This is a genomic window from Undibacterium hunanense (genome assembly GCF_014284335.1).
Lineage (GTDB): Bacteria > Pseudomonadota > Gammaproteobacteria > Burkholderiales > Burkholderiaceae_D > Undibacterium > Undibacterium hunanense.
Genome location: NZ_JACOGF010000002.1, coordinates 101,788 through 122,801 on the forward strand (window position 1 = coordinate 101,788; position 21,014 = coordinate 122,801).

The window sequence follows — 21,014 nt, forward strand, 5'->3', positions numbered from 1 at the left end:
CCTAAGCTGCAATTGCTTTGCGGATCTCGGTTTTTTCCGTGTCGGTAAAGTCCAGTACGGTCAGTTGTTCATCCAGCAGTATGAAGTAATTGGTTTCCGGTACGCCGACCGCCACTGCTACAGCGCTCTGGTCAGACAGAAATAGTGGGCGCTCATTTTTACGCAAGAAGTTGCTGTGTTCTTTCTTGATGCCACCGGTATAGGTTTCAAAAGTAACGTTGCGCTCGTTTTCAATTTTGGTGACGCCCACCAGTATGGGTTTCAGTATCAGTTTGTGTTTGACAATGCTGCGCAGTTTATAGTCTTGCCAGGCAACCAAAAAACTGCTGGTCGAAAGTGCTCCGAATATCAGGCCAAAGCCCAGTATCATGAGAAAGCGATTGGTAATATGGTCAGTCGCCATCGATGTGGTAATCATCGACGGGTCTTTTCTGTATCTGAGTACTTCGGTTTTCATCGAAGGGCTGAAACTGACAAACCAGAAACTGTGTTCGATTTCCTTGATGGTACTGTCTCCCGGTGTGGCCAGGTATCTGATCTTGACATCACAATCAACAAAAATGAATTTTCGTGTTTTGCATGAACCGTGTATTTCCGATTGCGTATCTATTACCGGGTCTTTGGATACCTTGTAGTCATAGATCAGATCCGGCACCATGAAATACGCGATCACTGCGGTTAAGGCAACAAACAACAGGCCCAGGCATATATTGGTCATCAAGTTCGGCTTGCCAGTGGCGAGTACGGACATGCGGCGTTTAGGAAAGGCAGTGGCGATGCTGGCGAGGTGATCAGTCGCAGTTGTGGACATGTTGTGGGTTCCCTGATGTATTTTGAAAAATTCCGCCTGTACCGACGGTAAGCTTAAAGTATCACGAAATACTTGTTTTTAAAAAAACACTATTTCAAATTTTTACAAATAGCCGAGGTATTTTCCTTGATTACGAGTTAAAAGCGCGACAAACAGAATCCTTCGGGAAGTAAAAGCATCACTTCAATGCGAGAGTACTGTAGTGTTGCCCCGGTTTCTAATACTGAAATGCTTGTTCAGTACTTCATGTCTTGTCCCGAAGGCGAAATCATCTTTCCAGCACCTCCATGAAAAAACAGACTTCTTTAGATCCAGATAACATCGCAGCATTGCAAAAACAATTTTTTCATTCCCTGACGCTGGGAACGGGCAGAACGATGTTGCTCATGAAGGCATATCCCGCTGTTGATTTTTCAAAAGAACTTATTGCGGCGGCGACTAAAAATCTGGCAAATGACCCTCAATGCGAAGGCAGTAGGGCAGATTATTTATTTCGCCTGATTAAACGATCCAAACAAAAAGATTTGATTGCAAATGTTGTTCTTCAAAAGCTGAAAGCCAGGAAGCGGGGAGTGAATGATCTATCTCAGCTTTGTGATCTCGCCGTCTTGTTGTACAAAGATGGAATTGTTCGCGCGAAAGAAGTGCTTATACAGAGATTCGAAAAATCCTTCCATGCTGATTTTGATGCTTGCGGAGAATTTCAAGTACTGCAACTCGAAGGTTTACAGGGTTTGTTCAGAATGGCTGAACATATTGGAAAACTTCCTCCTGACGAGCGGGAAAATTGGGAAAATCGCTGGCTGGTCGAGAATTTTCAAGAAGAAAATAAATCTCTGAACGTATTTTCAGAGTTGAGCGAGGCTGCCAAGAATAATCCTTTTATTCAAAATTACCTTGAGCTTATCGGTGATTCCAAACCATTAACGTCTTCGCCCCGAATAAAGATGTCACCATATACTGTGAATGAGGTGGAGGAAATTATTCATAACCAGAGACCACGTGCTTTTTTCAATCATGCCCGGATTCAAAAGATGACCGTTGCAGAAATTGAACAGGTTGCCAGGAATTTTCTGGAAACAAGGGACGATGCAAAGAAATTCAAGTATCTGCGATTTTTCTACGCTACCGAATTCCCATTTTCTTATGCGCCTCTGTTAAAAATAGCGCGCGGAAAGATCGATTTTCAGACGCGCGCTGTGCAGAATGCGGTACTGGCATTGAGTAATCTTAACGGCGCCGATATCCGCGCACTGGCACTGAAGAAATTCACTACAGTAAGGATACCCTGGGTTTATCTGCAACTGCTGGTCAGCAACTATCAACCTGGTGACGTTGATATGTTGCTTGAAATCATGGGCCGCTCAAAAAATGCTGATGAATTGCACCTCTTTGCATCCGAGCTAATTGCTATTTATGAAGCCAATCCAGGGACCGATTGTAAGGCCCCGCTGGAGCTGATGTACCATAATATGAACTGTGCCTTGCATAGGCGGGAGCTGGTTGAATTATTGTTTGAAAATGGCGTGCTGTCTGATGAAATATTGCCTGAGCTTGCTTATGACTCTGAAGATAGAATCAGAAAATTCTACAGATACGTTCAGCGCGACCGCGCCAGACTAAAGGCGACAATCATGTCTGACAACTTGAGATCTTCACCAAAATGAAAAACCGATTAGCCCGCTGTTTCGTGCGCCTGACTTTGCCAATCTTGCTGGGCTGTTTCATGCCGCTGGCGAGTCATGCTGCTGATAATGTGGATGGGCCAGCTAAGCCGGCACAGGCCGAATTCAAACCCAGCCCAGCAGTGTTGGCCCGTGTGGAACAAAGCCAGCGGCTGGTGGAGACCTGGTACCCGTTGATCAATAGTCTGTTGTTTGATGAAGGCCATGCTTTACCTTTTACGGACGTTGAAATTGTGCTGATGCCGGGATTTGGGCCGGAACTGGCAAATGTTGTTGCCTATGCCAGCGACAATAGCATTTACATTTCTGCTGAGCAGGTGGCGGTCATGCCTGACAATTTTCAGGCCATGATGGTGCATGAGATTACGCATATCAACCAGCAATACCCGCCTTCGAAGCAACAGGTGGGCTGGCTGGTGGAAGGTATCGCTGACTATGTACGCCACAAGTATTTTGAAAAAGATATCGGCGCCACTTTGCAGATCAATGCGCAAGACCAGTTGTCAGGCTATCAGCCTGATGCGCCGTATTTTTTTATGCTGGAAAAGCAGGGCATCAGTTTGAAGGAGCAGGGTTATCTGAAGGCTTACACCGTTGCGTCCAGTTTCCTGTACTGGCTGGAAGTCAGCAAGGACAAGGACATCGTCAAAAAGCTGAACGTGGCGCTCAGCAAGGGTGAATATACGCCGGAGCTGTTTATTGTGTATGGCGGTGGCACGCTGGATATCTTGTGGCAGGAATTTGTCGGGGCATCCAGGGCGGCAACGCTGGTGACAGCAGCGACCGCCAAGCCCTGAATACTGTCGAAGGCAGGCAAAGCTTCTACCTTACATCTGCTGGAACAGATGCATATGGTTACGGCTGACTTCCAGTTTCTCGGTGTGACCTTTTAGCACGATGAGCTGGCGGCCTCGAAAATCCCGCGTTACTTCGGCAATGGCAGAAATACGTACCAGGGTGGAACGGTGTATGCGCCAGAATTCTTTGGGGTCGAGTTCGTCTTCCAGTTCCTTCAATGATTTGCGTATCAGGAATTCTGCCTGTTCGGTTTGTACCAGGGTGTATTTTTCGTCGGAACGGAAAAACAGAATTTCTTTGGCGCTGACCATACGCAGGCTACTGCCCACGCTGGCCTGTATCCAGCGCAGGTATTCGCGGTTTTGGCCCTGATGCTGCATCAGTTGGGTCAGCAATTGTTCTACCTGCGCTGCCTGGTTGTGCACGATGGTGGGTGCTTGTTTATCTTGTCGGCGCTGTTCCAACTGTTGTTGTAGACGCTCACAGGTACCAGCCAGGCGTTCGGCCTCTACCGGTTTTAATAAATAATCCATGGCGCCGCGTTCGAAAGCCTGTATCGCATATTCATCGTAGGCGGTGACGAAGACGATCAGCGCCTGTTTGGCCAGGATGCTGGCAGCTTCTATGCCGTTTTTACCTGGCATGCGTATGTCCAGGAAGATGATGTCGGGCCGGTCAATTTCGGCCTGTTCGATGGCGGCAATACCATTCGCTGCTTCGGCAATGATGGACAGTTGTGGCCATGCCTGTTGCAGACGTGAGCGCAATTGCTCGCGCATCGGGGTTTCATCATCAACGATCATTGCGGTTGCTACCGCGCTTGCTATTGCTGACATGCTTTGGCCTTATGTTGAAAATGCTTCCTTAGTGCTTTATTTTAGTGCTGTACTTTATTGCTTTATTTTAGTGTTGCACTTAATTACGTCATCCGGCTTTTAAGTCCAGAGGTATCTGTATGGCTACCATGCTGCCGCCGCTTTGCGGTGCTTCAATGATGAGCTGGGCCTTGCCCGCATACAGCACTTTCAGGCGTTCACGGATATTGCTCAGACCCAGGCCATCGTCTGCATGCAGATTGAAACCCATGCCATTATCAATGACTTCGACCCGCAATTGCTCATCCATTTTTTGGGCAGTGACGCAGATGTGTCCGCCTGTGGTCTTGGGTTCCAGTCCATGCTTGATGGAATTTTCCACCAGGGTTTGTATCATCATGGAAGGGAAGGGCAAGAACTCCAGTTCGGCAGGTAATTCTATCTGATACGTCAGGCGTTCCTGCATGCGTGCCTGCATGATGTTGAGGTAAGCGCGACACATTTCCATCTGCTGCCCCAGCTTGCCATTGCCCTTGTCGCGCATTTGCGGCAGGGCAGAGCGCAGGTATTTGATCAGGTGCTGGTGCACCTTGCTGGCCTCCGCCGGATTGGTTTCTATCAGTTGCCCTATCAGGGCCAGTGTATTGAACAGGAAATGCGGTTCTATCTGGGCTTGCAGCGCAGCCATTTCGGCTTCCAGCAATCTTCTTTCCAGTGCTTCTACATCGGCGCGTGTGGCGGCTGCAGTGGCTGCAATTTCAGCCCGTCGTTTACCGCCAGCCAGGATCTTGACGATGATGGAAACAATAATCAGCAAGAACACCGGTCCGCCCAGGCCTATCATGCCAAATGCGATCAGGGCCAGTGGTGCGATGATCAGCAGGTAAGCCCATGACTTGACTGCCAGCCAGTCAAAGAATTTCCACCACAGCACTTTCACCGTTTCGGTGACATCCGTGATTAAATCCAGCACCTTATTGTTGTCGTGGTGGTTCATGATCATTTCTCGATATCTTGTTCACTGCCAGCCTGTTTGCCTGGTCGGTCATTAAACCTGGGAAGAAGTCTGTTTGTCTTTATTGGCAAACAGTTTCACCAGAATGGCACCAAAGACTGCGGTATTCGCCAGCGATGACAGATGGATCAGGCCGCCGGTGAGAATGGTCAGCAAGGATACCAGCAACAGCTTTTTCCAGGATGCCTGCATGATCCAGTCGAATGCATGTTGACCAACGTAGGCCAGTGTTTCACCCAGATCTTTGATAAAGTTGAGTGTAGAGTTGTTGTTTGCGTTGTTCATGGTGTTTTCCTCTGTGTTGGTGTGTTGGACGGTAATCAGGTCGTTGCCTGGTGTGTGGGCGTTCATTTTTCTCTCCCTTGTGTTTGCTGCGATGTAGTAACTATAGCGACACCCGTTTGCAGGTGACAGCAGCTTGCGACCAAGTGCGTAATGACGAGGTTTAATGGTAATGGGGGAAGATAAGTGGGGCGGGGTATTCACCCCGCTATGGAAAGCAGACGCAAGGATGCCGGCTTTTTTAGTTAGAATGACGGTTTCTGCTTAAAAGAATAATAAGATGGTTATCAAGGAACTCATTAAATTTGCCATGGTCGGCCTGTGTGGCACGGCAACCCAGTACATCACGCTATGGCTGGGGGTTGAGTATTTGCATATTTCCCCTACAATTTGTTCGGCGACGGGCTATCTGTTGGGGTCGCTCTTAAATTATGCATTGAATTATTTCTTCACCTTTGAAAGCGATGGCGAGCATCTGTCATTAGCCCCCAAATATTTTGCCGTGCTGGGTGTGGGCTTTCTGTTTAATGTCGTGGCGATGTGGTTCCTGACTTCACATCTGCAAGTCAATTACTGGATTTCACAGATATTCATCACCGGCATTGTTTTCCTGTGGAATTTTATGGGTAGCAAAATATGGGTTTTCAAGTAATTTTTGCTACGTTCTTGCTACGTGTTAGCCCGTTTATCTCTAAATTGCTTCGTTGATAAGAGAAACTTTGACCGGAGGTACTCATGCATAAAAGTCGATTGGCAGGTCTGGTGATAGATTGCCAGGTGGATGATATCAATCCGGCCGCCACGTTCTGGGCCGGTGCACTGGGATATACGGCGATAGCGTCTGATGAAGAATGGGCATCCAAGTATGTCCACCTGGATGTGCCAGAGGCAGAGGCAAGATTGCTGGTGCAAAAGGTTAGCCACCCCAGCCGCGTACATCTGGATATAGAAACAGACAATATCCAGGCCGAAGTGCGGCGCCTGGAAAAGCTGGGCGCCAAAATCGTGCAGGTCATGGAGCGCTGGACGGTGATGGAAGCACCTACCGGGCACCGCTTTTGTGTCGTCAATCCCCAGCGTTCAGATTTTCATGAAGCCGGGGATGTGAATGTCTGGAAGTGAGCCGTTAGTCTGGAACGCATCTCATCCCTGTTGATGAAATGCGTTCTAGAAGGGAAATCCTGCATTTTCATACGCTTGCCACGCCACGCCTTCTGGCGGTGCGCGATAACCAGGTACGGTGGCTACCGATAATTTCCAGCCGTTCTGGCCGGTAAAGAAATCCAGCGGCGTGGTACGCAAGGCAAAAATTGCTTCCATCAGTTTTTGATTCGGAAAAGGGCCATCGGTTTGCTGTTCGACACCGGCACCGATTTCCGTGCAGGCCCACCACCAATAGATTTTATTCTGTTTGTCATCGCTGACCGTTTTGAACATCAGGGAATAGCGTGGCACATTGCGCATATACGGGTTGAGCGGCGGCTGGTAAGTCTGCACGCCCTGGCACAGTATAATTTTCCATTTGACTGGCATCAGGGACTGATAAAAATTCAGTGCAATTGATGGCCCCAGGTTTTTGATTTCTGTGTAATTGGTGTCTGGCGACCAGTACCAGACCCCACTGGTTATTGCTTCACCGCAGCCGCTGAGCTTGCCCCAGTCGGTCAGTATGGCTTTTTGATAGGTACCGCGTGCCTTTTCACTTTCAAGGTTGATCTCGTTCAGGATGCCTGCCAGTTCCGAGCAGGCAATAATCAGAGGGACCGTACCATCCGCCAGCTTGTGTTTTTTTGCCATCTCGTCGTTGGCAAACTTGTAGCAGGCCATGGCAATGCCCACCGCTTCCGATCCTATGTAGGTTTTCGCTTTGTCGATCAGCGCCCCTTCCAGCTTGTTCGCCAACTGATCCAGTATCACGTTGATGACACCGGATGGTTGCTCGGAGGTTTTTTCTGGCAGGCCCATCAGTTTGACGACCTGATTATAGGTATTGGTATAGATCAGGCCGACGGACTGGTTCAGCAAACCAACATTGATAGACAGAGTGTTGATGGACTGGACATATGCCAGCTCAGTCTTGAGCTGGTCCCTGACCAATTCCCAGTCTGTAACAGTAAATTTTTCGGGGCGGACTATGTCCGTCAATGTGCTAAACCAGGTCGAAATGGGGGAATTGATATTGGTATATTGAGAACGCACTCCCTTTGTATCTACCACGCCCAGATCTTTTGACATGGCGTTATAGATTTGTTTTTGTTCAGGGGTCATGCTGGGCCAGGCCTGATCAGGCTGATCCATGATACCCATTGCCGCCCGCACGAATCCCCCGAGCTCGAAAGAGAAAAAATAACAGGAGCGGACAGTAGCTGCCGCGAATCCCACGGCTCCTTTCGGTATGTTGAAGCTTTTTACAATGGCGTCTTCGCGCATCAGATGCAGTTCGCCACCTTTTTGCATGTCGGCCGTGGTCCACCAATATTCCTTGCCCTCACACGCGCCTATCCAGGTCACACCCTGATGCTGCAAGGTATTGTGTTTCACCCATGTGCCATTTTGCAGGCGCAGCAACTGATCCTGACCATTCTGGCGGTTCAGTGCCAGAATGAAATCCGCAGCGCCGACCGATACCTGTAGCAACCTGGTGCCCGCGGGTGCAGCCAGCTTTTGCCAGCCCTCTGCGCCCTTGTAGAGCCAGGCATTGCCACTGTTTCCCAGTACGCACATGCAGCCATCCGATCCGGCACTGATGGCGCTGGGTACGTCATTGTCTGGTAAGGCGGCAAGAAATTTGACAAAGCCATCTGCTTCAGGAAAGTCCTGCTGATATTCCGTCACCACGGCAGCATTGTTTTTGGACTGGATAAAAAAAGCCCGCTCAAAATTCACCGGTGCCAAATGGTGGGGGAAACCAAAAGGCGTGGGTCGGTAGAGTTTGTTATCACAAACCTTGTTCAGCCTGCCCAGGCTATGGCTGAATTGTCCGACTGAATTCATGGTCAGTGTCCAGATACTACCGTCAGCCGCTACCGCCAGCGCCTGATTTTCCATGGTTTCCGGATAAGCCAGGGCCGGGCTGATACCGGTACGAAATCCTAACGCCGGTCTGGCCGCATGCGTGCGCGAGGAATTGGAACGGAAAAGAGTAGGCATTGGCGCGGCGACAACAGCATTCATGGACATCCTTAGGGGGAGGGATCAAATTAGGGGGCGCGATGACACGGATATTGCAAAAAGAAGTTTCCAGGATTGTATGCCAGGATGGCAAGACCAGGCTTGCCAGGAAGTGATTTATTTGTAACGAAGATGGATCGCCATGCCTGCTGGCGATCCCATTTGCAAATATGGTCTGGGGGAGCAGGCTTTGTGTTTTATAGTATCAATATCGCCCTGAAATCATTGACATTGGTGCGCGTAGGGCCGCTGACGACCAGGTCATCCAGGGCGCTGAAAAAGCCGTAGCCATCGTTGTTGTCCAGCAGGTTGCGGGCGCGCAGCTGTTTTGCTGCTGCACGGGTGATGGAGTCAGGTGCGTACAGGGCACCGGCATTGTCTTCGGAACCATCGATGCCATCGGTATCGCAGGCTATCGCATGGATAGCCGGATGGCTGTCCAGCGCGACTGCCAGGCTCAGCAAGAATTCTGCGTTACGGCCACCACGGCCCTTGCCACGCACGGTGACGGTGGTTTCACCACCGGAAATCAGCACGCAAGGTTTTTGAAATGGCTGACCATGTTTGGCGATCTGCTTTGCGATGGCGGCATGCACCAGCGCCACATCGCGTGCTTCGCCTTCTATGCCATCCGACAAAATATAGGGGGTAATGCCGGCTGCACGTGCCGTGGCAGCAGCAGCCTCAAGTGCTTCCTGAGCGGTGGCGATGATGTGATGGCTATGGCCGTTAAAGCGCGGGTCGTCGGGCTTGGGGGTTTCACCTTTGCCGCTTTCCAGATGCTGCAAAATTTCTGTCGGGATGGCGATGTCGTATTTGCGCAAGATCGCCAGGGCTTCTGCACAGCTTGTTGCATCAGGCAGGGTGGGGCCGCTGGCGATGATGCCGGGTTCGTCACCGGGTACATCGGATATCAGCAGGGTCACTACCCGTGCCGGGGCGCAGGCCAGTGCCAGACGGCCACCCTTGATGGCCGACAAATGCTTGCGCACGCAATTCATTTCAGAAATCGCGGCTCCGCTTTTCAGCAAGGCCTTGTTGATGGCCTGTTTTTGTTCCAGGCTGATACCGTCCGCAGGCAAGGCCAGCAAGGCAGAGCCGCCGCCAGAGATCAGGCACAGCACCAGGTCATCTTTGCTTAAGCCCTGCACCATGTTCAGTATGCGGGCGGCGGCCTGTTTGCCTGCTTCGTCGGGTACTGGGTGGGCGGCTTCTACAACCTCTATCTTGCGGCAGTCTGCACCGTGACCATAGCGTGTCACCACCAGGCCGGACAGTTCACCTTGCCAATGATCTTCTACCACTCTGGCCATCGCTGCTGCACCTTTGCCGGCACCGATGACCAGCGTGCGCCCCTGCGCAGGCGGTGCGGGCAAAAACGCAGGCAGACATTTTTCTGCGCTGACGGCAGCAACGGCGCTGCTGTACAGGTCAAGCAGGAACTGGCGAGGGGCGAGGGTGCTCATAGTATGGCTTTCATTACATTGCAGGTGTTTGATATCAAATGGCATAGCGGCCTTGTCGTAGCCTCTACCGCCTGCTATTCAAACTAAATTTCAAACAAAATAAAGGTTGCCTGACAGGATGCCGCCAAATTGCCTGTCATGGAGTGAAAATTTTTCGTGTATGGCCAGGACATATGACAGGCATCAACGGGTAGACATTTTTGTATCCGGGGGTAGTCACCCGTTTTGTGGTTAAATCTTTCATTCAATTAAACTGAGCGGTGCGTTATGACAGTAGAAAATAACAGACAGCATATATTCGCCAGCCTGCACGAAGCAAAGGTGGCGCTGGATAATTTGCTGGCCAATGAAGAGGCACTTGCCTCGATAGAACAGGCGGCCCGGCTATTGATAGGGGTATTTGAAAATCAGGGACGTGTGTATAGCTGCGGCAATGGCGGTTCCATGTGTGACGCCATGCATTTTGCTGAAGAGCTGACTGGGCGTTATCGCAAGGACAGGCCAGCGCTGGCCGCCATGGCCATCAGCGATGCTGGGCATCTGAGTTGTGTCAGTAATGATATGGGTTATGAACAGGTATTTTCCCGTTTCATAGAAGCTCATGGTCGCGCCGGAGACTGTCTGCTGGCCCTGAGCACCAGCGGCACCAGCAAGAATGTGATTCGTGCGGCAGAAGTGGCGCAGGCGCGTGGCATGCACGTCATCATACTCAGTGGCCGACGCAGTGAAGTGCTGGAAAAATTAAGTAGCACCTACATTTGCACACCCGGCGGACAATTTGCCGACCGCGTGCAGGAGTTGCATATCAAGGTCTTGCATATCCTGATCGAGATGGTGGAACGTCATTTTTTCCCGCAAAATTATGCCTGAGCAGCGGGTAAAGCAGGCGACAATCCGGATACGCCGCGCCGTTCAGCAAGACAACGCCCAGATACGCAAAATCGTTGCTGCATCGCTGGCCGATTTTGGCATCAGTGTTGAATTTTCTGGACTGGATGCCGCCATCGGGGCTGCCGGTTTGCCAGACAGCAGCAATGCCATAGAACTGGTGGCCGAACTCGATGATGAAGTGGTCGGCTGTCTGGCGCTGGAAGCCTTGTCTGACGGGCAAGCCAAGTTGTTCGGTTTTCATGTCAGCCAGGCTTGCCGTGGCCTGGGCGTTGGCCGGGCTTTGCTGACACAAGCGTTGACAGCCGCCAGACAGGCTGGTTTCCGCGTCTTGCACCTGGATACCTGGGATAGCATGGACAGCGCCATTCGTTTGTATGAATCCATGGGCTGGTGCGCGGCAGAAAATCCGCCACCAGAATCCGGGACGAATCGTTCTTATGTGCTGCAACTGGCTTGAAAATTGACGTGATTAGAAGCTAGAAGCGCTGTTCCAGCAAGCCATCTGCCAGAAAATCAAATACGGTGCGGATGCGTTTGCTGGATTTCAATTCACGGTGAGTAGTCAGCCATACCGGCAAGGCTGGCAGAGGCTGGTCCACCAGCACCTGTTCCAGTCCTTCATGGCGTTCTGCCAGCCAGCGCATGGCTATGCCTATGCCCAGTCCCTGCAAGATGGCTTGCCAGTTGACCAGGTGATTATCACACCTGAAGTCAAAGAAATGGCGGTCTATCTGTATGCCTGCATCGCGAAAACCAGCGATGTACTGGTCGGACTGATCCATGCCCAGCCAGCGAAACTGTTTCATCAGCGGCAAGGCAGCAAGCTGATTTTTGTCTGGTAAACTGGCCAGGTAGTCGCGATGCCCATACATGCCTATCGGCCAGTCAGTCAGGTGACGCGCGATCAGGGCGCTCTGCACTGGCCTGACCATGCGGATGGCGATATCGGCTTCGCGTTCCAGCAGGTTGCTGACCTGATTGCTGGCGACCACTTCAATCTGGATTTCCGGGTGCTGCCGGGCAAGCTCACACAATAAAGGCGGCAGCACAAACGCCGATACCATTTCACTGGCTGTAATCCTGACCGTCCCTTGCAGACTGTTGTCTTGCGAGGCGGCTGCCATGCCGAGGGCGCGGGCAGCGGTCATCATGTGGCGTGCGGGTTCTACCAGTCTGTCGCCTGCTGCGGTCAGCTTCAGGCCACGTGCCACGCGTTCAAACAGGGGTGTCCCCAGCGCTTTTTCCAGTTCAGCGATCTGGCGCGACAAGGTTGGCTGGCTGAGTCCCAGCACTTCAGCCGCCCGCGTGAGTGAACCCTGTTCCACCACCGCAATAAAGCCACGGATCAGGTTCCAGTCGGTTTGGCCAGGGTCAAATTGCAGATCAGGCATAGGCATTCCAGACATCTGGGAATTGAAGATGGTATTCAAATATGCATAAAACCTATGCATCCATGTCGATTGTAAATACTTCTTTGCTGTTTGAGAATACATACCACACCAGTTCATCAAATTTACCAGGGAAACGAATATGAATCTGAATACGCCATCCACATTGCCAGAGCGACCATCCGTATTGGTTCTGGGTGCACGTGGCCGTTTTGGTCATGCTGCGGTACAGGCTTTTGCCGCTGCTGGCTGGAGGGTGATTGCGCAGGCACGTTCACCCATGGCGGACCTGGCTGCAAAGGATGTTGAATACCTGCAATGTGACGCTTTGGATACGGCACGCATCCTGGCTGCGGTGCCCAGGGTGGATGTGGTGATCCACGCCATCAATCCTGACTACACGCGCTGGGAGACGCTGTTGCCACCCGTGACGGATGCTGTCATCCGTATCGCTATGGCGAGTGGGGCCTTGCTGATGGTGCCAGGTAATGTGTACAACTTTGGCAAAGAATTACCAGCGGTGCTCAGTGAAAATACACCTTTTGCCGCCAATACCCCCAAGGCGGCACAAAGAATCGCCATGGAACAGAGCCTGGCCGACGCCAGCCGCAAGGGTTTGCGCTGTGTTGTTGTGCGCGCAGGAGATTTTATCGGTGGCAGCGGTACCTGGCTGGACATGGCAATCACCAAATCGCTGGATAAAGGTGTGGTGACCCACATGGGTCCCGACGATCTGCCGCATGCCTGGGCTTACCTGCCGGACCTGGCAAACGTATTTGTACGTCTGGCCGGGCAGCGTGACGCACTGCCTGCATTCGATATCATCCATTACCCCGGCATTACCGCCACTGGCAGGGACGTGCACGCGGCGCTGGAACAACTGAGTGGCCGCAAGCTCAGAGCCAAAGCCATGCCCTGGTGGCTGATGAATTGCATCGCCCTGTTTTCACCCATGTTGAAGGCAGCCATCAAAATGCGCTACCTGTGGCAGCGGCCACATCAGTTAAGTGGCGACAAGCTGGAAAAATTGCTGGGCAAGCTGACCGGCAGCAGCTTGCAGGAGGCCTTGCGTCCGTATGTGAAGAATGCTCAGGACGTAGGTACGATTAGCGTAGCGTAATCGTACGCATGTCCATCACGGCTTGCTTTCTTCGGCTGTTGATTTGCTGATGGAAATACAGAACAGTGAATTTCCTCTTGTCGGATAGAAGGCAAGAAAATTTGAAACGTCTTGGTCATTTTCAGGGACAACATACGTACGATTACGCTACGCTAATCGTACCTACGTAGGTTTGATGCGCAGCGCTGCTGGTTTGCGTAAGTCTCAACTGTAAAACTGTGAAACATGTTCATGCAAGCCAGGACAGACAGCAATCAGCACCGCCTTCTGCAAGAAACCGGACATCGGCGTATATTCAGGGCTTCTTTGGCTTCAGCTTATTCCGATGTCAGAACTATCTACCGTCATCCTGCTCGGCAGCGCGCGTAATCCGGGTAACACTTATCATCTGGCGCAGGCGCTGGCTGATAAACTGCAGGCCGGCCTGCTGGACCTCAATCGTTATCAGATCAAACCCTTTGATTACGCCTTTCAGAATCAGGGCGATGATTTTCCTGGCCTGATCCGCGAAGTTCTGACTTATGAGCGCATCATCCTGGCCAGCCCTGTCTACTGGTATGCCCCCAGTGGCAGCATGAAAATATTCATGGACAGGTTGTCTGATCTGCTGAAAATTGACAAGCCACTGGGCCGCCAGTTGCGCAGCAAGCGGGCTGCGGTTCTCGCCACTGGTTCAGATGCCGTCCCAGCAGATTGTTTCGAACAGGTATTTACACACAGTTTTGCGTATCTGGGCATGCAGTATGACGGCATGCTGTATGCCAGTTGCGATGAAGATTTTATTCATGAACAGCATGTAAAGGCCATCGACAGTTTTTGCCGGGGGCTGCATGCTGAATGAAACGCAGATACAGGCTTACCTGGCCAGAATTGCCTACACCGGGGCGCGTGCAGCGACGCTGGAAGTGCTGACCGCTTTGCATGCTACCCACTTGCAGCACATCCCGTTTGAAAACCTGGATATCAGTCTGGGTCGCAAGCTGGATTTATCCACACCGGCATTGCTGGACAAGCTGTTGCAACAGCAGCGCGGTGGTTTTTGTTATGAAATGAACCAGGCATTCAGCTTGTTGTTACAGGCTTTCGGTTTCCAGACCAGCCTCATTTCTGCCCGGGTATTCAATGGCAAAGATTATGGACCGGATTTTGATCACATGCTGATACAGGTCCTGCTGGATGGGCAAAGCTGGATCGCCGACGTCGGGTTTGGTGACAGTTTCCGTGCACCGCTGAACATGAATGGCCATGCTATCACTGAATTGGGTATGCATTATCAGGTACAGGCTGAACCCGGTACGGCCTGCTTCAGGCTGATGCAGGGCAAGGATGGCAAGGATGGTAAGGACATGCAGCCGCAATTTTGCTTTTCCTTGCAGGCTTTCGGGATTGGCGAATTTGAGGCGATGTGCCTGTACCAGCAGACTTCGCCACTATCGCATTTCACGCAAAAAACCATTTGCTCAATTGCCACCCCGGAAGGGCGCATCAGTATCTCCAACAACAAATGCATTACTACCGAACGTGGTGAGCGGCACGTGCGTACCATCCATGATGCAGATGAATACCGCAGGCTGTTACAGGAGCATTTTGGTATTCATCTTGCAGTTGATGCCAACATACAAAAACTGATGGCGCGCCACCCGGCGTGAAACTGTTGATGGCTTCAGTCGATGATGCGCATCCTGAATTGCCTGCCCTTGATATTCGTGCGGCTCAAGCGGTCTACGGTCTTGACGGCAACATGGCGGTCCAGTGCGACATAGGTGACAAATTCAGATACATTGATTTTGCCTACCTGTTCTTTTTTCAGGCCCAGGTCTGCCGTCAGCGCACCCAGCAGGTCACCGGGACGTAGCTTGTCTTTTTTACCGCCCATGATGCAGACGGTCATCATCGGTGCTTCGAGGTGTTGTGCATCCTGATTCTGTAGTTCATGGATGTCGGCCCAGGTGACGGCTTCACCCTGATATTCTTCTATCAGCTTCACCCATTTCTTTTCACCCGGTGTTGCCAGGCTTAGTGCCAGGCCTTTTTCACCGGCGCGACCAGTGCGGCCTATGCGATGGATATGCACTTCGGTATCTTTGGATACATCGACGTTGATGACGGCACCCAGGGTCTGTATGTCGAGGCCACGGGCGGCAACGTCGGTGGCTACCAGTACCGAGCAACTCTGGTTGGCAAACCGGATCAGCACTTCATCACGGTCGCGTTGTTCCAGGTCACCATGCAGGGCCAGGGCGCTGATGCCCTGGGCATGCAATTCTTCTGTCAGTTCACGGCAATGGATTTTGGTATTGCAAAAAGCGATGGTGGATGCCGGTTGATAGTGATGCAGCAGTTGCGCAACGGCGGCGTTGCGTTCTTCCGGCGTGACCAGATAAAACAGTTGTTCGATATGGTTGGCCGCATGTTGCGATTCGACCTTGATTTCTACCGGCTCACGCAATAACTGCTCGCTGGCCTTGCGGATATTATCCGGGTAGGTGGCAGAAAACAGCAGGGTTTGCCGACGTGGTGAAGTTGCTTCGACAATGTTATAGATATCATCATAAAAGCCCATGTCTACCATGCGGTCGGCTTCATCCAGCACCAGAGTCTGGACAGTTTTCAGGTTGATGGTGCCACGGCTGATATGGTCTATCAGCCGCCCTGGTGTACCGACAACGATATGCGCACCGTGTTCCAGTGAAGCGATTTGTGGGCGCATGGCGGTACCACCGCAAAGAGTGATGATCTTGACGTTTTCTATGGCTCTGGCCAGACGGCGTAATTCGTTTGCCACCTGGTCTGCCAGCTCGCGGGTCGGACAGATCACCAGGCCCTGTACCGCAAAATAGGTGGGATTCAGTTTTGCCAGTATCCCGAGGCCAAAGGCTGCAGTTTTGCCGCTGCCAGTTTTGGCCTGGGCAATCAGGTCCTGCTGTTGCAGGATGACTGGCAGGCTGGCCGCCTGTATGGCGGTCATTTCCTTGTAACCCAGGCTTTCCAGATTACTGAGCATGGGGGCGGACAGGGACAAGGAACTAAAGGCGGTAGGTGCAGACATGGGAATAATTTCAAAATAGAGGTGGCGGTTGTGCCGACGTGCCATTGCGTGACCAAGGGCGGGCTGATGGCAGTTCCACAGGATATGCCGCCATTGTAGGTGAAGCAGGCGAAGTGGTGGGAAAGCTTTATAGTTAGGACTGGCGCAAAATCGCCTCAGCCGCGTTGCAGCTCCGCATTTAGCAAGATTCGGTACTAAAGTACTGCCTTCGTCGCTGGCGGTGTAGTCGGTGTTTCAGGCAACACGTTGCCTGCCGACGTAACAGACTTCCCTTATGAGGGAAGTCTCCTTTAGCGATAGTCTTGCTGAGATAATTTTGCGCCAGTCCTAGTAGTGAAACGCTTGTGGCAATAACAACAAAGCCCGCAATGCGGGCTTTGTTATCAGCTTATAGACAAGCTGCGCGCCTTCGATTGCGTATCAGGCTTGCCAGAGCAGATATTCTATGCCGTTCTGTATGGCACCGATTACCAGTGCCTGGTTTTCGGTACTCTCGCAAAAACTGGCGAGTGCACCGGCTGCAGTGATCTTGTTGGTATTGAGCTGATCCAGCCAGTAATTGAAGCCGGACTGGTCGGGCGCACGGTGCAGGACATTCTGGTAAAAATTCGTGACCAGGGTGGAATTGCTTGGTGTGCTGCCATATAGCTTCTTGAATTCAGCCGATTGCATGAAGCCTGCTGCTACCGTGGTCAGACTGGAACCTTTGTCCATGTCGGCAATCCAGTAACCCAGGCCCAGCATGTCCGGCTTGCGGTCAAAGGCGGCCTGATACAGGCGATACGCCTGGCCGGCAGTGCCGGTGATATCCAGCGCAATGTTTTCGTCGCTGAACTGCAGACGTTCCACATTGATCAGATTATCTGCGCCATCGGTGCCGGTTTTTGCCTTGATGAAGGCGGTGTTGCTGACGGCGGTCACAGTGTAGTTGGTGTGCACGCCGTTGTAGATGGCTGTATCCAGACCCAGGCCACCATCTATCGTGTCATTGCCACCGTTGCCGGTAAAACTATTGTTGATGGAGTTGCCTATCAGGGTGTCGTCGCCGGCACCGCCTATGGCATTCTCTATAAAGGCTCCGTAGGCAATACCCAGGTTGCCTACGCCGGTATAGGTAGGTACGGTTCCTCCGACATATCCGGAAGGGATAGGGGAAGAAACCATGCGTATGTCAGAATAATTGCCTGGTGTCAGGTCAATCTTGCAAGCCAGAGTGAAATTGGCAACCGAAATCGTGTCATTGCCACCTGCATCCCATATCGTTTTCAGGAAAGGCTTGTCGGTTGCAAAGGTATAGACATCATTGCCTGTCTTGAAAGACGTGTTGGCACCGTACATATTTTGCATGGCGGCGATGTCAGCCACCATAGGCGTTTCTGGCACGATGTTGTCGTAAGTGAAAATCGGTTTGCCGTTCGCGCCATAAGTAACGGTAAGGAACAGGTCATTTGCCTGCTTGGTGTAAGACATGATGGTGTATTGCCGCGTATCGAATGCGGTCGGCATGATGACACCGTCTTCAAACGGATGCTTGAGGCCCAGCGCATGACCCAGTTCGTGCAGTATGGCCTGGTAATTGTAAGAGCCTACCGTCCAGTCCGTGTCCTTGGTGGAAGCGGTGGAAATCCAGATATCGCCGCCTTCCGGATAATAATTGCTTGGGTTATACGCCCAGCCCCAAGCTGTTCTGCCAGTGCTGGTCTTATCCGTGGCAGACGTGATGCCAATCCGGATATCCCCGGCAGAGGTGCTGTTGTCAGCAACCTGGGTGAACTGTATGTTGGCAACATCAGACCAGGCCTGCATGGCGGTTACTGCTGACTGTTGCTGTACCGCGTTTAACGCAGCATGGGAGCTGGCATTGGGTTCATCGGTGGTCGAATAAGAGCTGGACCCATTGTGACCAAAAAAGTAGGCGTCACCAGTGGACCATGGAAAACTGTAGGCGAGTGAAATTCCCGTGTGCAGCCCGGTACCCCATTTGGCACCTGCAATTAGCGCATCAATCAAGATCACACCCGTCAATGGAACATTGGTTGTGGGGACGGTGTTGTAAGGGGTAGGCATAGCAATTGAAAATTAAAATTGGTTGAACCGCAGGACCATGAAAGGTCACTGTATTGTTGCTTATTGTAACGGGGAAACATGGGCTTATTATGAATTTTATGGCAATTTATTTAAGTTTTTTGTTCTAAAAAATGTGCTTACGTGGTTTTCGTATCATGAAGCTGGTAATAATGGCATTGTCGTTTTAAGCTCAGTATTTCTTTCCCCAACCTGGAGTCAGCTCATGATGGTATTTGCCATAGTAGTGCTTCTTCTCATCGCGTTTCTGCTGTACGTCGCGTCTTTGCCGGATGCTTTCCGGGTTGAACGTTCACTGGAAATCAATGCTGGCAGCGAACAGATTTTTCCCTTGATTAATGATTTCCATGCATGGGAAGCCTGGTCGCCATGGGAAAAAGCCGATCCCCTGGTCCAGCGCAGTTATAGTGGTAATGACAGCGGCCCCGGAGCGGTATATGCCTGGCAGGGGAATAAGCAACTGGGTGTCGGGCGTATGGAAATTCTGGAAACCCGCCCCCATGATTACCTGCGTCTGCAAATCAATTTCTACAAACCTTTTGCGGCTCAGAACACCATAGAATTCAAGCTGGAAAGCAGGGCGGGCAAGACCGTGGTCAGCCATGCCATGTTTGGCCCCAGCAATTTCATGTCCAAGCTTATGGGCCTGTTTTTCAACATGGACAAAATGGTCGGCGGCAAATTCGATGAAGGCTTGCAGAGTCTGAAAGAAATAGTCGAGACACCTGTTCCGGGAAATTAGACATGGCCAGGCAACGTCAATTTTATGCCTGGCTATGTGATCACGGTGTGGCCTGCTTTGTCTTGCTGACACTCAGTTTTCTGGTATTTGGCAAATTGTCTTTTGACCTGATACACCTGTTCAGTGCCAATGCTGATTATCTGCTGGACAATGGCTGGGCAGGCCTGGTCGAAGGTGGCTTGCAGCAGTTGCTGGAACTGCTGGCCACTTCTTGCGGCGCCATGATTGCTTACCTGATATTCAAATTGTGCGAAAGCGCCATGGTGGAGCGGCTGCGCCATCATTAAAATGAATCAAAAATTAGCCAAAATGAGCAAGACTGATCATGCCTGCATGATGCTGCCTGCGTAAGCTGTGATCTGTCAGGGGGAAGCATAGTGAATATTAGGGATGTGGCTTATCAAACCAGAATGCTGAAGGTTTTGCATTACATCGACCAGCATCTGGAAGAAGACTTGTCGGTAGAGTCCTTGAGCGAAGTCGCTGCATTTTCGAAATTTCATTTCCACCGGCAGTTTTCCGATTACTTTGGCATCGCGGCAATCAGATATGTGCAGTTGTTGCGATTCAAGAAAGCAGCGCATACGCTGGCTTTTCGCGAGCACCGTCAGGTCATCGATATTGCTCTAGAAAGCGGATATGAAAGCAGCGAGGCGTTTTCTCGCGCGTTCAAGAAAAGCCTGGGGCAAAGCCCGGCGCATTTCAGAAAACAGCCACAGTGGACCACCTGGCAGAACAGCTACTTATCCCTACATCACATGAGAGAACAGCATATGTCAGTCAACCACCAGCTTGATGATGTGAAAATCATCGCCTTTCCCGCAACCAGAATCGCTGTCTTGGAACATCGCGGTGACCCAGTACTGCTGAGCAGCAGCATTCAGAAATTTATCGCATGGCGCAAACAAAACAAATTGCCGCCCGCCATCAGCGCGACCTTCAACCTGATTTATGATGATCTTGAGAATTGTATTCCCAGTCAATACCGTTTTGACCTGGGGGCAGCGGTGCCAGCGCCGGTAGCAGAAAATGCGGCGGGCATCGTCAATAAAACCATACCAGAGGGATCTTGTGCCGTATTACGGCATACCGGTTCGGATGCCTTGCTGGGTGCCAGCGTAAGGTTTTTATACAGCCAGTGGTTACCGCAAAGTGGCGCCAGTCTGCGTGACTTCCCACTGTTTTTGCAGCGTCTGAGTTTTTACCCGGATGTGCCGGAACATCAGATGACGACCGATATATTCTTGCCTTTGAACTAAATCAACCGGCTTGCGCCAGCCATTGCTGACTGACGCAAGCCGACAGGCAATTATTTCAGTGTCCAGGCAAATGCCAGGTCATTCCAGCCTTGTGCTGCACCAGTCTGAAAGCGGCATGCTTTCAGTGCCAGCAGGGATGCTTTATCGAGTTTGCGGAAACCGCTGGAAGCAACGATTTTTGCATCGACAACTGCACCTTTTTTATCCAGCATGTAGCTCAGTTTGACCAGGCCTTCCTGCTCATCAGTCAAAGCACGTTGATCATAAGATGGGGCTTCGCAACCGGCTTCAAAAAATGGGTTACGTGTTTCTACTGCGAATGCAGGTGCGGTGACCAAAGCAAAAGCCAGAGTCGATACTATTGCATACAGACGGAAATGAGAGGACATAATAAACTCCTGAAAATAATGAAAGCGATCGATGAATTTGCTGTTGCC

At 51.3% G+C, this 21,014-nt stretch carries 22 protein-coding genes; 12 read left to right on the forward strand and 10 right to left on the reverse strand.

Annotation, left to right across the window (positions count from 1 at the left end; all coding sequences use genetic code 11):
* Nucleotide 1: 1 nt before the first annotated feature.
* Nucleotides 2-811, reverse strand: a complete 810-nt coding sequence (locus tag H8L32_RS03655) for a hypothetical protein (protein WP_186945827.1) — start codon at nt 809-811, stop codon at nt 2-4.
* A 287-nt stretch (nt 812-1,098) separates the two neighbouring features.
* Between H8L32_RS03655 and H8L32_RS03660 the strand changes: the two genes are divergently transcribed.
* The gene (locus H8L32_RS03660) at nt 1,099-2,478 is read left to right on the forward strand and encodes a Rossmann-fold NAD(P)-binding domain-containing protein (protein ID WP_186945828.1); all 1,380 of its coding nucleotides are present in this window, start codon (nt 1,099-1,101) and stop codon (nt 2,476-2,478) included.
* Complete coding sequence (locus tag H8L32_RS03665) at nt 2,475-3,293, forward strand: basic secretory protein-like protein (RefSeq protein WP_186945829.1); 819 nt, start codon at nt 2,475-2,477, stop codon at nt 3,291-3,293. The genes H8L32_RS03660 and H8L32_RS03665 overlap by 4 nt, the downstream gene beginning before the upstream one ends.
* Nucleotides 3,294-3,323: 30 nt before the next feature.
* On the opposite strand, the gene H8L32_RS03670 is transcribed toward H8L32_RS03665, so the two are convergent.
* The 3 genes from H8L32_RS03670 to H8L32_RS03680 form a co-directional block, all read right to left on the reverse strand.
* Nucleotides 3,324-4,130 (reverse strand): LytR/AlgR family response regulator transcription factor, encoded by an 807-nt coding sequence (locus tag H8L32_RS03670; RefSeq protein ID WP_186945830.1) that lies wholly within the window; start codon nt 4,128-4,130, stop codon nt 3,324-3,326.
* Between the two features lie 88 nt (nt 4,131-4,218).
* Nucleotides 4,219-5,106 carry a sensor histidine kinase gene (locus H8L32_RS03675; RefSeq protein WP_186945831.1) on the reverse strand — a complete coding sequence of 296 codons (888 nt, stop codon included), beginning with the start codon at nt 5,104-5,106 and terminating at the stop codon, nt 4,219-4,221.
* 51 nt (nt 5,107-5,157) lie between these two features.
* Entirely contained in the window at nt 5,158-5,475 is a 318-nt protein-coding gene (locus H8L32_RS03680; RefSeq protein ID WP_186945832.1) for a hypothetical protein, read from the reverse strand.
* 211 nt (nt 5,476-5,686) lie between these two features.
* Between H8L32_RS03680 and H8L32_RS03685 the strand changes: the two genes are divergently transcribed.
* Both H8L32_RS03685 and H8L32_RS03690 read left to right on the forward strand, forming a co-directional pair.
* Nucleotides 5,687-6,058 (forward strand): GtrA family protein, encoded by a 372-nt coding sequence (locus H8L32_RS03685; RefSeq protein ID WP_186945833.1) that lies wholly within the window; start codon nt 5,687-5,689, stop codon nt 6,056-6,058.
* An 83-nt stretch (nt 6,059-6,141) separates the two neighbouring features.
* Nucleotides 6,142-6,528: a VOC family protein gene (locus H8L32_RS03690; RefSeq protein WP_186945834.1), complete on the forward strand. Its 387-nt coding sequence runs from the start codon at nt 6,142-6,144 to the stop codon at nt 6,526-6,528.
* 45 nt (nt 6,529-6,573) lie between these two features.
* On the opposite strand, the gene H8L32_RS03695 is transcribed toward H8L32_RS03690, so the two are convergent.
* Together H8L32_RS03695 and H8L32_RS03700 are read right to left on the reverse strand one after the other, a co-directional pair.
* Nucleotides 6,574-8,580 (reverse strand): hypothetical protein, encoded by a 2,007-nt coding sequence (locus H8L32_RS03695; RefSeq protein WP_186945835.1) that lies wholly within the window; start codon nt 8,578-8,580, stop codon nt 6,574-6,576.
* Nucleotides 8,581-8,774: 194 nt separating this feature from the next.
* A complete protein-coding gene (locus tag H8L32_RS03700) occupies nt 8,775-10,043 on the reverse strand; it encodes a glycerate kinase type-2 family protein (RefSeq protein WP_186945836.1) in 1,269 nt (422 codons plus the stop codon).
* A gap of 267 nt (nt 10,044-10,310) precedes the next feature.
* Between H8L32_RS03700 and H8L32_RS03705 the strand changes: the two genes are divergently transcribed.
* Together H8L32_RS03705 and H8L32_RS03710 are read left to right on the forward strand one after the other, a co-directional pair.
* The gene (locus tag H8L32_RS03705) at nt 10,311-10,913 is read left to right on the forward strand and encodes an SIS domain-containing protein (protein ID WP_186945837.1); all 603 of its coding nucleotides are present in this window, start codon (nt 10,311-10,313) and stop codon (nt 10,911-10,913) included.
* The gene (locus H8L32_RS03710; RefSeq protein ID WP_186945838.1) at nt 10,906-11,391 is read left to right on the forward strand and encodes a GNAT family N-acetyltransferase; all 486 of its coding nucleotides are present in this window, start codon (nt 10,906-10,908) and stop codon (nt 11,389-11,391) included. The genes H8L32_RS03705 and H8L32_RS03710 overlap by 8 nt, the downstream gene beginning before the upstream one ends.
* A 19-nt stretch (nt 11,392-11,410) precedes the next feature.
* On the opposite strand, the gene H8L32_RS03715 is transcribed toward H8L32_RS03710, so the two are convergent.
* The gene (locus H8L32_RS03715; RefSeq protein ID WP_186945839.1) at nt 11,411-12,325 is read right to left on the reverse strand and encodes a LysR family transcriptional regulator; all 915 of its coding nucleotides are present in this window, start codon (nt 12,323-12,325) and stop codon (nt 11,411-11,413) included.
* Nucleotides 12,326-12,464: 139 nt separating this feature from the next.
* Between H8L32_RS03715 and H8L32_RS03720 the strand changes: the two genes are divergently transcribed.
* From H8L32_RS03720 to H8L32_RS03730, 3 genes are all read left to right on the forward strand, one after another.
* The gene (locus tag H8L32_RS03720; protein ID WP_186945840.1) at nt 12,465-13,442 is read left to right on the forward strand and encodes an NAD-dependent epimerase/dehydratase family protein; all 978 of its coding nucleotides are present in this window, start codon (nt 12,465-12,467) and stop codon (nt 13,440-13,442) included.
* 325 nt (nt 13,443-13,767) lie between these two features.
* Nucleotides 13,768-14,283, forward strand: a complete 516-nt coding sequence (locus H8L32_RS03725; protein ID WP_186945841.1) for a flavodoxin family protein — start codon at nt 13,768-13,770, stop codon at nt 14,281-14,283.
* Nucleotides 14,273-15,091 carry an arylamine N-acetyltransferase family protein gene (locus H8L32_RS03730; RefSeq protein ID WP_186945842.1) on the forward strand — a complete coding sequence of 273 codons (819 nt, stop codon included), beginning with the start codon at nt 14,273-14,275 and terminating at the stop codon, nt 15,089-15,091. The genes H8L32_RS03725 and H8L32_RS03730 overlap by 11 nt, the downstream gene beginning before the upstream one ends.
* A gap of 14 nt (nt 15,092-15,105) precedes the next feature.
* On the opposite strand, the gene dbpA is transcribed toward H8L32_RS03730, so the two are convergent.
* Nucleotides 15,106-16,491 carry an ATP-dependent RNA helicase DbpA gene (dbpA, locus tag H8L32_RS03735; RefSeq protein ID WP_186945843.1) on the reverse strand — a complete coding sequence of 462 codons (1,386 nt, stop codon included), beginning with the start codon at nt 16,489-16,491 and terminating at the stop codon, nt 15,106-15,108.
* A 420-nt stretch (nt 16,492-16,911) separates the two neighbouring features.
* A complete protein-coding gene (locus H8L32_RS03740; RefSeq protein ID WP_186945844.1) occupies nt 16,912-18,558 on the reverse strand; it encodes a DUF4214 domain-containing protein in 1,647 nt (548 codons plus the stop codon).
* A 223-nt stretch (nt 18,559-18,781) separates the two neighbouring features.
* Here H8L32_RS03740 and H8L32_RS03745 point away from each other — a divergent pair, with 223 nt between their 5' ends.
* The 3 genes from H8L32_RS03745 to H8L32_RS03755 all read left to right on the forward strand — a co-directional run bounded on the left by H8L32_RS03745 (nt 18,782) and on the right by H8L32_RS03755 (nt 20,577).
* Nucleotides 18,782-19,318 carry an SRPBCC family protein gene (locus H8L32_RS03745; RefSeq protein WP_186945845.1) on the forward strand — a complete coding sequence of 179 codons (537 nt, stop codon included), beginning with the start codon at nt 18,782-18,784 and terminating at the stop codon, nt 19,316-19,318.
* 2 nt (nt 19,319-19,320) lie between these two features.
* A complete protein-coding gene (locus tag H8L32_RS03750; protein WP_186945846.1) occupies nt 19,321-19,605 on the forward strand; it encodes a hypothetical protein in 285 nt (94 codons plus the stop codon).
* Nucleotides 19,606-19,695: 90 nt separating this feature from the next.
* A complete protein-coding gene (locus tag H8L32_RS03755; protein WP_329605152.1) occupies nt 19,696-20,577 on the forward strand; it encodes an AraC family transcriptional regulator in 882 nt (293 codons plus the stop codon).
* A 50-nt stretch (nt 20,578-20,627) separates the two neighbouring features.
* On the opposite strand, the gene H8L32_RS03760 is transcribed toward H8L32_RS03755, so the two are convergent.
* Entirely contained in the window at nt 20,628-20,966 is a 339-nt protein-coding gene (locus H8L32_RS03760; protein ID WP_186945847.1) for a TonB family protein, read from the reverse strand.
* Nucleotides 20,967-21,014: the final 48 nt, after the last annotated feature.